This window comes from Sphaerotilus hippei (assembly GCF_003201595.1).
Lineage (GTDB): Bacteria > Pseudomonadota > Gammaproteobacteria > Burkholderiales > Burkholderiaceae_C > Sphaerotilus > Sphaerotilus hippei.
Map to the genome: position 1 here is coordinate 117,473 of NZ_QJJS01000002.1, position 13,188 is coordinate 130,660.

General features: G+C 69.7%; 13 protein-coding genes. All 13 read left to right on the forward strand.

Features of this window, described 5'->3' with window-relative positions; genetic code table 11:
- Positions 1 to 34: 34 nt before the first annotated feature.
- The 13 genes from pilW to C7444_RS02600 all read left to right on the forward strand — a co-directional run bounded on the left by pilW (position 35) and on the right by C7444_RS02600 (position 13,183).
- Positions 35 to 925 (forward strand): type IV pilus biogenesis/stability protein PilW, encoded by an 891-nt coding sequence (pilW, locus tag C7444_RS02540; protein WP_375136901.1) that lies wholly within the window; start codon positions 35 to 37, stop codon positions 923 to 925.
- Positions 918 to 1,862 carry a helix-turn-helix domain-containing protein gene (locus C7444_RS02545; protein ID WP_110399270.1) on the forward strand — a complete coding sequence of 315 codons (945 nt, stop codon included), beginning with the start codon at positions 918 to 920 and terminating at the stop codon, positions 1,860 to 1,862. Before pilW ends, C7444_RS02545 begins: the two co-directional genes overlap by 8 nt.
- Positions 1,859 to 3,145 (forward strand): flavodoxin-dependent (E)-4-hydroxy-3-methylbut-2-enyl-diphosphate synthase, encoded by a 1,287-nt coding sequence (ispG, locus tag C7444_RS02550; protein ID WP_110399271.1) that lies wholly within the window; start codon positions 1,859 to 1,861, stop codon positions 3,143 to 3,145. Before C7444_RS02545 ends, ispG begins: the two co-directional genes overlap by 4 nt.
- A 23-nt stretch (positions 3,146 to 3,168) precedes the next feature.
- The gene (gene hisS / locus C7444_RS02555) at positions 3,169 to 4,479 is read left to right on the forward strand and encodes a histidine--tRNA ligase (RefSeq protein WP_110399272.1); all 1,311 of its coding nucleotides are present in this window, start codon (positions 3,169 to 3,171) and stop codon (positions 4,477 to 4,479) included.
- A gap of 89 nt (positions 4,480 to 4,568) precedes the next feature.
- The gene (locus C7444_RS02560; protein ID WP_110399273.1) at positions 4,569 to 5,243 is read left to right on the forward strand and encodes a YfgM family protein; all 675 of its coding nucleotides are present in this window, start codon (positions 4,569 to 4,571) and stop codon (positions 5,241 to 5,243) included.
- On the forward strand, positions 5,240 to 6,388 hold the full coding sequence (bamB, locus tag C7444_RS02565) for an outer membrane protein assembly factor BamB (RefSeq protein WP_245909375.1): 1,149 nt from the start codon (positions 5,240 to 5,242) through the stop codon (positions 6,386 to 6,388). Before C7444_RS02560 ends, bamB begins: the two co-directional genes overlap by 4 nt.
- A gap of 20 nt (positions 6,389 to 6,408) precedes the next feature.
- Positions 6,409 to 7,758, forward strand: a complete 1,350-nt coding sequence (der, locus tag C7444_RS02570; protein ID WP_110399274.1) for a ribosome biogenesis GTPase Der — start codon at positions 6,409 to 6,411, stop codon at positions 7,756 to 7,758.
- An 80-nt stretch (positions 7,759 to 7,838) separates the two neighbouring features.
- Positions 7,839 to 8,081, forward strand: a complete 243-nt coding sequence (gene hfq / locus C7444_RS02575; RefSeq protein ID WP_110399275.1) for an RNA chaperone Hfq — start codon at positions 7,839 to 7,841, stop codon at positions 8,079 to 8,081.
- A gap of 37 nt (positions 8,082 to 8,118) precedes the next feature.
- Positions 8,119 to 9,426, forward strand: a complete 1,308-nt coding sequence (hflX, locus tag C7444_RS02580; RefSeq protein WP_110399276.1) for a GTPase HflX — start codon at positions 8,119 to 8,121, stop codon at positions 9,424 to 9,426.
- 123 nt (positions 9,427 to 9,549) lie between these two features.
- Entirely contained in the window at positions 9,550 to 10,803 is a 1,254-nt protein-coding gene (hflK, locus tag C7444_RS02585; RefSeq protein ID WP_245909398.1) for an FtsH protease activity modulator HflK, read from the forward strand.
- 15 nt (positions 10,804 to 10,818) lie between these two features.
- Positions 10,819 to 11,715 (forward strand): protease modulator HflC, encoded by an 897-nt coding sequence (gene hflC / locus C7444_RS02590; protein ID WP_110399278.1) that lies wholly within the window; start codon positions 10,819 to 10,821, stop codon positions 11,713 to 11,715.
- 14 nt (positions 11,716 to 11,729) lie between these two features.
- Positions 11,730 to 11,918 carry a DUF2065 domain-containing protein gene (locus C7444_RS02595; RefSeq protein WP_110399279.1) on the forward strand — a complete coding sequence of 63 codons (189 nt, stop codon included), beginning with the start codon at positions 11,730 to 11,732 and terminating at the stop codon, positions 11,916 to 11,918.
- A gap of 101 nt (positions 11,919 to 12,019) precedes the next feature.
- Positions 12,020 to 13,183 carry an ATP phosphoribosyltransferase regulatory subunit gene (locus tag C7444_RS02600; RefSeq protein WP_110399280.1) on the forward strand — a complete coding sequence of 388 codons (1,164 nt, stop codon included), beginning with the start codon at positions 12,020 to 12,022 and terminating at the stop codon, positions 13,181 to 13,183.
- The last annotated feature ends 5 nt before the right edge of the window (positions 13,184 to 13,188 follow it).

Here is a 13,188-nt window from a genome sequence, read left to right on the forward strand (position 1 = left end):
ACGGGTGTGTTCCCCCGGAGCGTGGATGGAGGCCGTGTTGAGTCGCCTGCTGGAACCTGTGTCGCGTCGGGGTGGTCCCTTCGTGGCCGCCGCCCTGGTGCTGCTGCTGTCGGCCTGCGTGAGCTCGCCGGGTGAGACCGTCACCAGCACCTCGCTGCCGTCGATGGACCGCCCGGGCGACGATGCGCCGGCCCCGGTGGCTGCGCCTTCGGGCCGGCCGGATCTGGTCACCGCCTCGGACGAGTCGCCTGCCGCCCGGCGGGCCCGCATCCGGCTGGAGCTGGCGAGCGCCTATTTTTCCCAGGGCCAGACCACCACGGCGCTCGACGAGGTCAAGCGGGCGCTGGTGGCCGATCCGGAGAGCGTGGCGGCCTTCAACCTGCGTGGCCTGATCTATGCCAGCCTGGGCGACCATGGCCTGGCGCAGGACAGCTTCCGCCGGGCGCTGCAGCTGCGGCCCGACGATGCCGACACCCTGCACAACTACGGCTGGTACCTGTGCCAGCAGCGCCGTTTCTCCGATGCGCGCACCCAGTTGCAGGCGGCGCTGCGGGTGCCGCAGTACGGTGGCGCGGCCAAGACCCTGCTGGCCCTGGGCCTGTGCGAGTCCCGGGCCGGCGAGCCGGCCGCGGCCGAGCGCCAGCTGATGCGCAGCTACGAGCTCGACCCGGGCAATCCGTCCACCGCGGTGAACCTGTCGGACCTGCTGATGCGGCGCGGCGAGCTCGATCGCGCGCTGTTCTACGTCCGCCGGGTCAACCAGCGCCCTGAACTGGCCAGCGCCGAGACGCTCTGGCTGGAGGCGCGCATCGAGCGTCGCCGCGGGGCGACCACACGTGTTCAGGATCTCGGCGCAGCCTTGCGCGAACGTTTTCCGGCCTCCCGAGAGGCCGCAGCCATGGAACGAGGGCAGTTTGATGAGTGAAGACCGTACCGCCCAGCCCGGAGCGGCGCCGGCAGTGCCCGGCCCGGCCGGCGACAACGTGGCCGGCGCGCTGCTGCGCCAGGCGCGTGAAGATCGCCACCTGGGCCTCGAGCAGCTCGCGCAGCTGCTCAAGGTGCCCGAACGCAAGCTGCAGGCCCTCGAGGAGGGCCGCTACGATGAGCTGCCGGGCATGGCCTTCGTGCGCGGGCTGGCCCAGACCGTGGCCCGCCAGCTGGGGATCGATCCGAAGCCCGTGCTCGAGGCCTTGCCCACGCTGCACACGGCGCCCCAGCGCCTCGAGTCGGTCAGCCGCGGCCTGGCGACCCCTTACCGCGAGCATGCCGGCCCGTCCTCCGGCGCCGGTGCCTGGCTGCAGTGGCTCAAGCCGGTGATGCTGGTGCCGGCGGCCCTGCTGCTGCTGGCCCTGCTGCTGTGGTTCGTGCCCCCCGTGCAGGGCCTGTTCGCGATGCTCGACGAGGGCGCCGCCTCGGGCGAGCCGGCCGCCAGCGAGGTCGCCGAGGCGGCCGAGGACGCTGCCTCCGAGCCCGTCCAGGCCCTGCCGGTGGTGCTGGTGGGGCCGGTCGGTGCGGCCGCTTCGGCGGCCTCCGGGGCCCCGGTGGCGGCTTCCGCCCCGGCGCCGGCCGCCTCGGGCGCGGTGGTCGACACCGTGTTCTCCGCGCCGCGCGAGATGTACGCCGCGGCCGGGCAGGTGGTGCTGCGCACTTCGGCCGAGTCCTGGATCGAGGCGCGTGACGCCACCGGCAAGAGCCTGCTGTCGCGCATGGTGCTGCAGGGCGAGGAGATCGGCCTGGACGGCACGCTGCCGATCCGCCTCAAGGTGGGCAATGCCAGCGGCACCCAGGTGATCGTGCGTGGCCAGCCGCTCGACCTGGCCCCCTACACACGAGACAACATCGCCAGAATGGAGCTGAAATGAGCGCATCGATTCCGCTTGCAGCAGAGCCCGTGCCGGTCCCGCTGGGCGAGCCGGCCGCGCGCCGCAGCCGCCAGGCCCGCGTGGTCTGGGGCAGCCGTGTCGTCACCGTCGGGGGCGACGCCCCGGTGCGGGTCCAGTCGATGACCAACACCGACACGGTCGACGCGATCGGCACGGCCATCCAGGTCAAGGAACTGGCGCTGGCCGGCTCCGAGCTGGTGCGCCTGACCGTCAACACGCCCGAGGCGGCGATGGCGGTGCCCTACATCCGCGAGCAGCTCGACCGCATGGGCATCGACGTGCCGCTGATCGGCGACTTCCACTACAACGGCCACACGCTGCTGAGCCAGCACCCCGACTGCGCGGCCGCGCTGTCCAAGTACCGCATCAACCCCGGCAACGTCGGCAAGGGTGACAAGCGCGACCGCCAGTTCGGCATGATGATCGAGGCCGCGCTGCGCCACGACAAGCCGGTGCGCATCGGCGTCAACTGGGGCAGCCTGGACCAGGACCTGCTTGCCCAGCTGATGGATGCGAACGCCGCGCGGGCCCGGCCCTGGGAGGCCCGCCAGGTGATGTACGAGGCGCTGATCCAGTCGGCGCTGGACTCGGCCGCCTACGCGGTCGAGCTGGGCATGGATCCCGCCCAGGTGCTGATCAGCTGCAAGGTCAGCGGCGTGCAGGATCTGGTGGCGGTCTATCAGGAGCTGGCGCGGCGCTGCGACTACCCGCTGCACCTGGGCCTGACCGAGGCCGGCATGGGCACCAAGGGCACGGTCGCCTCGGCCACCGCGCTGGGCATCCTGCTGCAGCAGGGCATCGGCGACACCATCCGGGTCAGCCTGACGCCCCAGCCCGGCGAGGCCCGCACCCAGGAGGTCACGGTGGCCATGGAGATCCTGCAGTCGCTGGGCCTGCGCACCTTCGTGCCCAGCGTCACCGCCTGTCCGGGCTGCGGGCGTACCACCAGCACCACCTTCCAGGAGCTGACCAAGCAGATCGACGATTTCCTGCGGGCGCAGATGCCGGTCTGGCGGGCGAAGTACCCGGGCGTCGAGACGATGAAGGTCGCGGTGATGGGCTGCATCGTCAACGGCCCCGGCGAGAGCAAGCATGCCGACATCGGCATCAGCCTGCCCGGCACCGGCGAGAGCCCGGCCGCGCCGGTCTTCATCGACGGCGAGAAGGCCGTGACGCTGCGGGGCGAGGGCATCGCCACCGAATTCCAGGCCCTGGTCGAGCAGTACATCGAGCGCCGTTTCGGCGCGGGCGCGACCGCCTGACCGATAGCAACAGAAGTGTTCCGATGAGCGAAAAACTCCAAGCCGTCAAAGGCATGAATGACCTGCTGCCGCCGGATTCGGCGCGCTGGGAATGGTTCGAAGAGACCGTGCGCGCGCTGATGCGCCGCTACGGCTACGCCAACATCCGCACCCCGATCGTGGAGCCGACCCCGCTGTTCGTGCGCGGTCTGGGCGAGGTCACCGACATCGTCGAGAAGGAGATGTATTCCTTCGCCGACAAGCTCAACGGCGACGAGCTGACGCTGCGCCCCGAGGGCACGGCCGGCGTCGTGCGGGCCGTCGTCCAGCACAACCTGCTGTACGAAGGTGGCAAGCGCCTGTTCTACGTCGGTCCGATGTTCCGCCACGAGCGGCCGCAGAAAGGTCGCTATCGCCAGTTCCACCAGGTCGGTGTCGAGGCCATGGGCTTCGCCGGCCCGGACGTCGATGCCGAGGTCATCCTGATGGCGCGCAGCCTGTGGCGCGACCTGGGCCTGACGGATGTGCGCCTGGAGCTCAACAGCCTGGGCCAGCCCGACGAGCGCCGCGCGCACCGCGCTGCGCTGATCGCCCACTTCGAGGCCCACGCCGACGTGCTGGACGAAGAAGCGAAACGCCGCCTGCACAGCAACCCGCTGCGCATCCTCGACACCAAGAATCCGGCGATGCAGGCCGTCGTCGAAGCCGCGCCGAAGCTGATGGACTTCCTCGGCGAGGTCTCGCTGAAGCACTTCGACTCGGTGCGTGCCGTGCTGGACGCGGTCGGCCAGCCCTACCGCATCAACCCGCGCCTGGTGCGTGGCATGGACTACTACAACCTGACCGTGTTCGAGTGGGTCACCGACCGCCTCGGCGCGCAGGGCACGGTCTGCGGCGGTGGACGCTACGACGGCCTGATCGAGCAGATCGGTGGCAAGGCGGCTCCGGCGGTGGGCTGGGGCCTGGGGGTCGAGCGGGTGCTGGCGCTGCTGGAGGAAAGTGGCGTGCAGGTGCCGGCGCTGGTGCCCGATGCCTACGCCATCGTGCCCGATGCCGCGGCGCTGGCGGCCGCCACCGTCACGGCCGAGCTGCTGCGGGCCCAGGGCCTGAAGGTGGTGCTGCACGCGGGCGGCAAGGACGGCCCGGGCAGCATGAAGTCGCAGTTCAAGAAGGCCGATGCCAGCGGAGCCCGCTACGCGCTGGTGTTCGGTGCCGACGAGCTGGCCCAGGGCATGGTGGCGGTCAAGCCGCTGCGGGCCGAGGCGGGCGCCGCCCCGGCACCGCAGCGCCTGCTGGCGCTGGCCGAAGCCGCGCGCTGGGCCGCCGAGCTGCACCCCGCGGGCGCGACCGCATAATCTTGCCTTGCCTCGACGGGCACCGGTCCTGGCGATGCTGCCGCATCGCCGTCGGGTGCTCCTGATTCCCTGCTTCATCTACCTCGTTCATGGCGACCCATCTCGATCTTGAAGAACAGGAGCAGCTTGACCAGCTCAAGCACTTCTGGCGCCGCTACGGCAACCTCATCACCTCCGTCCTGCTGGTGGCCTCGCTGGCGCTGGTGGGCTGGCAGGGCTGGCAGTGGTGGCAGCGTGACCAGGCGAGCAAGGCCGCCGGCATGTTCGACGAGCTCGAGCGTGCGGTCCAGGCCAGCGACGTGGCGCGTGCCACCAAGGTGTCCGAGGAGCTGCAGTCCCGCTACGGCAGCACCGCGTTCGCGGAGCAGGGCACGCTGCTGGCCGCACGCCTGCAGTACGACAAGGACCAGAAGGACGCGGCCCGCAAGTCGCTCGCCTGGGCGGTCGAACACGCGAAGGAAGACGAGTACCGGCTGCTCGCCCGCCTGCGCCTGGCGGGTGTGCTGATGGACGACGGCAAGCACGACGAGGCCCTGGCCCAGCTGCCGGCCGACCCGCCCAAGGCGTTTGCCGCGCTCGTGGCCGACCGCCGCGGCGACGTGCTGCAGGCCCAGGGCAAGAACGCCGAGGCCGTGCGCGCCTACCAGTCGGCCTACGAGCAGATGGATGCCGGACTCGACTACCGACGCCTGATCGAGGCCAAGTTGATCGGTCTGGGCGCCGCGCCGGCACCCGCCACGGCGGCCAGCGGGAGTGCCTCATGACGGCGCGCCGCCTGTCGCTGGCGGGGTCGCGCGCGGCCTCGGCCTGGTCGTGTGCCGGCGTGCTCGCCGCGATGCTGCTGGGCGCCTGCTCGTCGGACCGGCCCGCGCCGTCGCCGCTGACCGCCTTCGAGCCGCGCCTGTCGGCGCAGCCCGCCTGGAAGAAGGACATCGGCACGCCCGCGGCCGAACTGTCGGTGGTCGCCTTCCGCGACCGCTTCGTGCTGGCCAGCCGCAGCGGCACCGTGTCCACGCTGGATGCGCTGACCGGTGACGTGATGTCGCGCGTGGACACCGGCGTGCGCCTGGGCGCCGCGGTGGGGGCCGATGGCACGCACGTGGCCGTGGTCAGCCAGGACAACGAACTGGTGGTGGCCGACCGGACCCAGGTGCGCTGGCGCGTGCGTCTGCCCGCCCGGGTCGTGACCGCGCCGCTGGTGGCGGGTGAGCGTGTCTTCGTGCAGGCGGTCGATCGCAGCGTCGAGGCCTACGACGTGCTGGACGGCCGCAAGCTCTGGGTCTACAGCCGTGCGGGCGATCCGCTGGCGCTGGCCCATCCCGGCGTGCTGATGGCCTTCAAGGACACGCTGCTGGTGGGCAGCAGCGCCCGCCTGATGGCGCTTGACCCGCTGACTGGCACGGTGCGTAACGAGATGGTCGTCGGCCAGCCCCGCGGCACCAACGAGGTCGAGCGCCTGGCCGATCTGGCCGGCCCGGCCGCACGCGTGGGCGACTCCGTCTGCGCACGCTCCTTCCAGGTGGCGGTGACCTGCCTGCTGCCCGATCGCGGCAGCCTGCTGTGGACCCGTCCGCTCGGCGGTTTCCAGGGCGTGGGCGCCGACAGCGACTATGTGGTGGCGGCCGATGCCAGCGACCGCATCAGCGCCTGGAAGCGCAACGCCGGCGACGTGGCCTGGAGCACCGAACGGCTGCGCCACCGCGGCCTGAGCGCACCGCTCGTCATTTCCCAGGCGGTGGTCTTCGGCGATGCCGAAGGCTGGCTGCATTTCCTGTCGCGTGACAAGGGCGAGACCCTGCAGCGATTTCCCACTGATGGCGGCGCCATCGTGACCGCGCCCGTCCAGGCCGGCCCGATGGTGCTGGTCGTCACGCGCAAGGGGGGCGTCTTCGCCTTCCGTGCGCGCTGAGCCGTGATCGGATCCTTTGCATGAAACCCGTGATTGCCCTCGTCGGTCGGCCCAACGTCGGCAAGTCCACCCTGTTCAACCGGCTCACCGGCACCCGCGACGCGATCGTGGCGGACTACGCCGGCCTGACGCGTGACCGCCACTACGGCGACGCCCGCCAGGGGCGCCATGAGTTCATCGCCATCGACACCGGCGGCTTCGAGCCCGACTGCACCTCCGGCATCTTCCAGGAGATGGCCCGGCAGACGCGACAGGCCGTGGCCGAGGCCGATGCGGTGATCTTCGTCGTCGACGTGCGTGCCGGTCTGTCGGCCCAGGACCACGACATCGCCCGTTTCCTGCGCACCGCCAACAAGCGCGTGCTGCTGGCGGCCAACAAGGCCGAAGGCATGAAGGACGGACCGCAGCTGGCGGAGTTCTACGAGCTGGGCATCGGCGAGCCGCACCCGATCTCCTCGGCCCACGGCCAGGGCATCCGCAGCCTCATCGAGGCGGCGCTCGACGACCTGTTCCCCGAGCTCGACGAGGACGACGAGCCGCCGCGCGACGAGAACGGCCGCGGCCCGACCCGCCTGGCGATCGCCGGGCGCCCGAACGTGGGCAAGTCCACGCTGATCAACACCTGGCTTGGCGAGGAGCGGCTGGTCGCCTTCGACCTGCCGGGCACGACCCGCGACGCCATCCACGTGCCTTTCGAGCGGGATGGCAAGGCCTACGAGCTGATCGACACCGCCGGCCTGCGCCGCAAGGGCAAGGTCTTCGAGGCGATCGAGAAGTTCTCGGTGGTCAAGACGCTGCAGGCCATCGCCGATGCCAACGTCGTGCTGCTGCTGATCGACGCGACCGAAGGCGTGTCCGACCAGGATGCGCACATCGCGGGTTATGCGCTCGATGCCGGCCGTGCGGTGGTCATCGCCATCAACAAGTGGGATGCGATCGACAGCTACCAGCGCGAGCTGCTGCAGCGCTCGGTCGAGCAGCGCCTGGCCTTCCTGCGGTTCGCGCCGGTGCTGCACATCTCGGCCAAGCGCCGGCAGGGCCTGGGCCCGCTGTGGAAGGCGATCGACGACTCCTGGGCGTCGGCCACGCGCAAGATGCCCACGCCGGTGCTGACGCGCATCCTGGGCGAGGCGGTGCAGTACCAGCAGCCCAAGCGGGTCGGCGCCTACCGGCCCAAGCTGCGTTATGCCCACCAGGGCGGCCAGAACCCGCCGGTCGTGGTCATCCACGGCAATGCGGTCGAGCACGTCACCGAGGTCTACAAGCGTTATCTGGAAGGGCGCATCCGCGAGCATTTCAAGCTCGTGGGCACGCCCATGCGCATCGAACTGAAGAGTTCCCACAATCCGTTCACGGAAAGGGATTCCTGATGCGTCCAGCCAGTTCTGGAGTCGTGTGCTAACGTATGGACTTCATCTACGTCATTTAATCTTCCAACACGGAGAATATCGTGAGCAATAAAGGGCAACTCCTACAAGACCCGTTTCTGAACCTGCTGCGCAAGGAGCATGTTCCAGTTTCGATCTATCTGGTCAACGGCATCAAGCTGCAGGGTCACATCGAGTCTTTCGACCAGTACGTCGTGCTGCTTCGCAACACGGTGACGCAGATGGTCTACAAGCACGCCATCTCGACGGTCGTGCCGGGTCGACCGGTCAACTTCCACGCCGGCGAGGCGTCGGAAACCCTCTGATCTCCGGCCTCGCCGGAAGGAAGCAGCGCCTCTCATCTTGACTTCAACGGAAAGACTCGAATCCCCGCGGGCCGTGCTCGTCGGGGTCGATTTCGGGCCCGGTTCTTCATTCGAGTCCAGCCTGGACGAACTTGCCCTGCTGACCGAGTCGGCGGGTGACCTCCCGGTGGCCCGGTTGACGGCCAAGCGGCGATCTCCCGATCCCGCCCTGTTCGTCGGCAGCGGCAAGGCCGACGAGATCAAGTCGCTCGTCGACCTGTACCAGGCCCATTGCGTCATCTTCGATCAGGCGCTGGGCCCGGCCCAGCAGCGCAACCTCGAGCGCCACCTCGGCGTCGAGGTGCTCGACCGCACCAGCCTGATCCTCGAGATCTTCGCCGCCCGCGCGCGCAGCCACGAGGGCAAGCTCCAGGTCGAGCTGGCCCGCCTGCGCTACCTGTCGACCCGGCTGGTGCGGCGCTGGACCCACCTCGAGCGTCAGCGGGGCGGCGTGGGCCTGCGCGGTGGTCCGGGTGAAACCCAGATCGAGCTCGACAAGCGCATGATCGCCGTGCGCATCAAGGCCGTTCGTGATCGCCTGGACCGTGTCAAGCGCCAGCGCGGCACGCAGCGGCGCGCCCGCGAGCGGCAGGGCACCTTCCGCATCTCGCTGGTGGGCTACACCAACGCCGGCAAGAGCACGCTGTTCAATGCGCTGGTGAAGGCCCAGGCCTACGCCGCCGACCAGCTGTTCGCCACGCTGGACACCACCACCCGCCAGCTCTACCTCGACGAGGCGCGTTGCAGCGTCTCGCTGTCGGACACCGTCGGTTTCATCCGCGACCTGCCGCACAGCCTGGTCGAGGCCTTCCAGGCGACGCTGCAGGAGGCCGCCGACGCGGACCTGCTGCTGCACGTGGTCGACGCCTCGAGCCCGACCTGGCTGGATCAGGTCCACGAGGTCGAGCGTGTGCTGGCGGAGATCGGTGCGGATCAGGTGCCCCAGGTGCTGATCTTCAACAAGCTCGATGCGGTCGAGGAGAGCGCGCGCCCGCGTGCGCTGCACGACCAGTTCGAGCGCTCGCCCGGCCAGGTCGTGCCGCGCCTGCATGTCAGCGCGCTGACCGGCGAGGGGCTGGACGGGCTGCGTGCGCTGCTGTCGCAGCGCGCCAGTCCCGAAGCCCGTCGTGCCGCCGAGGACGACGGCCAGCCCGATCCCCGTGACATCGACCTGGCGCCGTCGGTGCCAACCACCGCACGATCCGACGAGGACCTCGAGTCCTGGTCGGACGAGGGGGAGGACGGCGCCGCGGATGATCCGGACGCCGTGGTAGCCTTGTCCCCACATTCGCCGCCCGCGGCGTGAGAACCCTGTTTCCACTTCAACACGATGACGAATCCCATGGACGTCCGGACGCCTTTCCTTGACCGTGGCCTCGCGACCGCGGGCTCTGCGCTGCGCCTGGTTTCGGGTGCTGTCCGTGCCTTGCTGGCACGGCCTGCCCGTGGCCATGCGGGGCCGGCGGCCGGCTCGCTGATTCTCAACTCGGGTCGCAACGACGGTCCGCCCGACCTCGACGAGCTCTGGCGCGACTTCAACCAGAAGCTCGGCGGCCTGTTCGGCAGCAAGCCCGGTCGTGGCGGCGATGGCGGTGACGGTGGCAACGGCCCCGTCGGCGGCCCTGGCGACGGTCGCATCGCCGGCATCGGCGGCGGCCTGATCGCCGGCGTGGTCGCGCTGATCTGGCTGGCCAGCGGCTTCTTCATCGTCCAGGAAGGCCAGCAGGCCGTGGTGATGACCTTCGGCCGCTTCAGCAACACGGTCGACGCCGGCATCCAGTACCGCTGGCCCTATCCCTTCCAGTCCCATGAGACCGTCAACGTGACGCAGACCCGCTCGACCGAGGTCGGGCGCAACGTGGTGGTGCAGACCACCGGGCTGCGCGACTCGTCCATGCTCACGCAGGACGAGAACATCGTCGACATCCGCTTCACGGTGCAGTGGCGCCTGAAGCAGGCCAAGGACTTCCTGTTCGAGAACCGCAACGTCGAGGAGGCCGTGCTGCAGGCCGCCGAGTCGGCCGTGCGCGAGATCGTCGGTCGCAGCTCGATGGACTCGGTGCTCTACGAGCAGCGCGACGCGATCGCGGTCGATCTGGTCAAGCTGATCCAGGTCCAGATGGACCGCCTGAAGGCGGGCATCCTGATCGTCAACGTCAACGTGCAGAGCGTGCAGGCGCCCGAGCAGGTGCAGGCCGCCTTCGACGACGCCTTCAAGGCCGGCGCCGATCGTGAGCGCCTGAAGAACGAGGGCCAGGCCTATGCCAACGACGTCATCCCGCGTGCGCGCGGTGCCGCGGCCCGCCTGACGGAGGAAGCCGAAGGTTACCGTTCCCGCGTGGTGGCGCAGGCCGAGGGGGATGCGCAGCGCTTCAGCGCCGTGCTGACCGAGTACCAGAAGGCCCCGGCGGTCACGCGCGATCGCCTCTACACCGACACGATGGCCCAGGTGTTCTCCAACGTCAGCAAGGTCATGGTCGACTCGCGCAGCGGCAGCAACCTGCTGTACCTGCCGCTGGACAAGCTGATGGCGCAGACGGCCGCGCCGTCGACCGGCGGGGCCTCGACGCCTGCCGCCGTGGCGCCGGGTGCGGCGGGCACCGATCCGCTGCCGTCGTCCGGGGCCAACCTGGACATACGCTCCCGCGATGGTCAGCGCAGCCGCGACCGTGACGCACGCTGAAGCAAGGAAGTGACGATGAATCGCATTGGTTTGATGATCGTTGGCGGGCTGCTGGTCCTGATGACCGCCATGTCGACGCTGTTCGTGGTGGATCAGCGCAATGTCGCGGTGATCTACGCTTTTGGCGAGATCAAGGAAGTCATTTCCGAGCCCGGCCTGAAGTTCAAGCTGCCGCCGCCGCTGCAGAACGTGGTCCTGATCGACCGCCGCACGCAGACCCTCGACAGCCCCGAATCGCGGCCGGTCTTCACGGCCGAGAAGCAGAGCCTGGTGATCGACTGGCTGGTCAAGTGGCGCATCACCGAGCCGCGCCAGTTCATCCGCAACACCGGCATCGACCTGCGCAACGCCGAGGCCCGTCTCTCGCCGATCGTGCAGGCGGCGCTCAACGAGGAAGTGACCAAGCGCACCGTGCGCGAGATGCTGTCGAGCGAGCGCGACAAGGTCATGCAGGGCGTGATGCGCCGGCTGTCCGACGACGCCAAGGGCTTCGGCATCGAGATCGTCGACGTGCGCATCAAGCGGGTGGACTTCGCCGCCACGATCACCGACTCGATCTACCGCCGCATGGAGTCCGAGCGCAAGCGGGTGGCCAACGAGCTGCGCTCCGAAGGTTCGGCCGATGGCGAGAAGATCCGCGCCGATGCCGATCGCCAGCGTGAGGTCATCCTCGCCGAGGCCTATCGTGATGCCCAGAAGGTCAAGGGTGATGGTGATGCCAAGGCCTCGGCCCTGTACTCCGAGGCCTTCGGTCGCGATCCGCAGTTCGCGCAGTTCTACCGCAGCCTGGAGGCCTACCGCTCGACCTTCCACAGCAAGTCCGACGTGATGGTGCTGGACCCGTCGAGCGAGTTCTTCAAGGCCATGCGCAGCGGTGGCCCGGGTGCCGCCGCGGCCGCTGCCCGCAAGTGAGCTGAGGCGACGACATGGCTGAGACGCTGTGGCTCGCCCTGGCGCTGGTGCTGGTTCTCGAGGGGCTGCTGCCCTTCCTGAACCCGCCGTCCTGGCGCCGCGTGTTCGAGAAGGCCCTGCAGCTTTCGGACGGCCAGATCCGTTTCTTCGGCCTGTCGAGCATCGTCATCGGACTGCTGCTGCTCCTGCTGTTCGCTCCCTGAACGGCTCCTTCGCCCCGCAGTTTCCTGCCGGGGCGATCGACGTGATGCCGGGCAAGCCCGCCTGCCCCGGTAGAATCACGCTTTTGTCTTCTCCATTCCCTATGTCTTCTGCCTGGCTGCTGCCCGAGCACATTGCAGATGTGCTGCCCCACGAGGCTCGGCGCATCGAAGAACTGCGCCGCATCATGCTCGACGCGGCTCGTGGATACGGCTACGAGCTGGTGGTGCCGCCGCTGCTCGAGCACCTCGAGTCCCTGCTGTCGGGCACCGGCCGGGAGCTGGACCTGAAGACCTTCAAGCTGGTCGATCAGCTCAGCGGCCGCACGCTGGGCGTGCGGGCGGACACCACCGCCCAGGTGGCCCGCATCGATGCGCACCTGCTCAACCGCCAGGGCCTGACGCGGCTGTGCTACTGCGGCCCGGTGCTGCACACGCTGCCGTCGGGTCTGCACGGCACCCGCGAGCCGCTGCAGCTCGGCGCCGAGCTCTACGGACACGCCGGGCTGGAAGCCGACCTCGAGGTCCAGGAGCTGCTGGTCGACTGCCTCAGCCGCGCCGGCCTGAAGGGTCTGGTCATCGACCTGGCCGACGCCCGGCTGCTGCGCGGGGTGCTGGCCGGGACCTCGCTCACGCCCGATGCGCACGAGGCGCTGCAGCAGGCCCTGGCCGACAAGGACCGCGCGGCGGTCGAGACGCTGTCGGCCGCCTTGCCTGCGGCCACGGCCCGGGCGCTGCTGCTGCTGTGCGACCTCTACGGTGGCGCCGAGGTGCTCGAGCGCGCGCGCGCCGCGCTGCCGGCCCATCCGCTGGTGACGGCGGCCCTGGACGACCTGCAGTGGCTGTCGCTGCACATCGCCCAGGCCTATCCGGAAGTGCGCGTCGGCTTCGACCTCGCGGACCTGCCCGGTTATGCCTACTACAGCGGCGTGCGCTTTGCGGTCTACGGCCCGGGCAGCATCGATGCCCTGGCCCGCGGCGGGCGCTACGACGATGTCGGCGCCGCCTTCGGCCGCCGCCGCGAGGCGGTCGGCTTCAGCCTGGACCTGAAGGCGGTGGTCGAGCATGTGACCTTCGACGGTCGCCGTTCGGCCATCAGCGCCCCGTGGGGCGAAGATCCCGGTCTGCGGTCGGCGGTGCGCCGGCTGCGGGAGCAGGGTGAGTCGGTCGTGTGCGTGCTGCCCGGGCATGAACACGAATTCCAGGAATTCGACTGCGATCGTGAGTTGGTCGCAGTGCAGGGTCAGTGGGTTGTGCAGTCGCGCTGAGGCGC

What these genes read in the sequence shown, in the direction of transcription:
- C7444_RS02545 (WP_110399270.1), top strand. Translation starts at nt 918, where the DNA reads ATGAGTGAAGACCGTACCGCCCAGCCCGGAGCGGCGCCGGCAGTGCCC.
- C7444_RS02560 (WP_110399273.1), top strand. Translation starts at nt 4,569, where the DNA reads ATGGCGACCCATCTCGATCTTGAAGAACAGGAGCAGCTTGACCAGCTC.
- hflC (WP_110399278.1), top strand. Translation starts at nt 10,819, where the DNA reads ATGAATCGCATTGGTTTGATGATCGTTGGCGGGCTGCTGGTCCTGATG.
- C7444_RS02600 (WP_110399280.1), top strand. Translation starts at nt 12,020, where the DNA reads ATGTCTTCTGCCTGGCTGCTGCCCGAGCACATTGCAGATGTGCTGCCC.
- hisS (WP_110399272.1), top strand. Translation starts at nt 3,169, where the DNA reads ATGAGCGAAAAACTCCAAGCCGTCAAAGGCATGAATGACCTGCTGCCG.
- ispG (WP_110399271.1), top strand. Translation starts at nt 1,859, where the DNA reads ATGAGCGCATCGATTCCGCTTGCAGCAGAGCCCGTGCCGGTCCCGCTG.
- C7444_RS02595 (WP_110399279.1), top strand. Translation starts at nt 11,730, where the DNA reads ATGGCTGAGACGCTGTGGCTCGCCCTGGCGCTGGTGCTGGTTCTCGAG.
- der (WP_110399274.1), top strand. Translation starts at nt 6,409, where the DNA reads ATGAAACCCGTGATTGCCCTCGTCGGTCGGCCCAACGTCGGCAAGTCC.
- bamB (WP_245909375.1), top strand. Translation starts at nt 5,240, where the DNA reads ATGACGGCGCGCCGCCTGTCGCTGGCGGGGTCGCGCGCGGCCTCGGCC.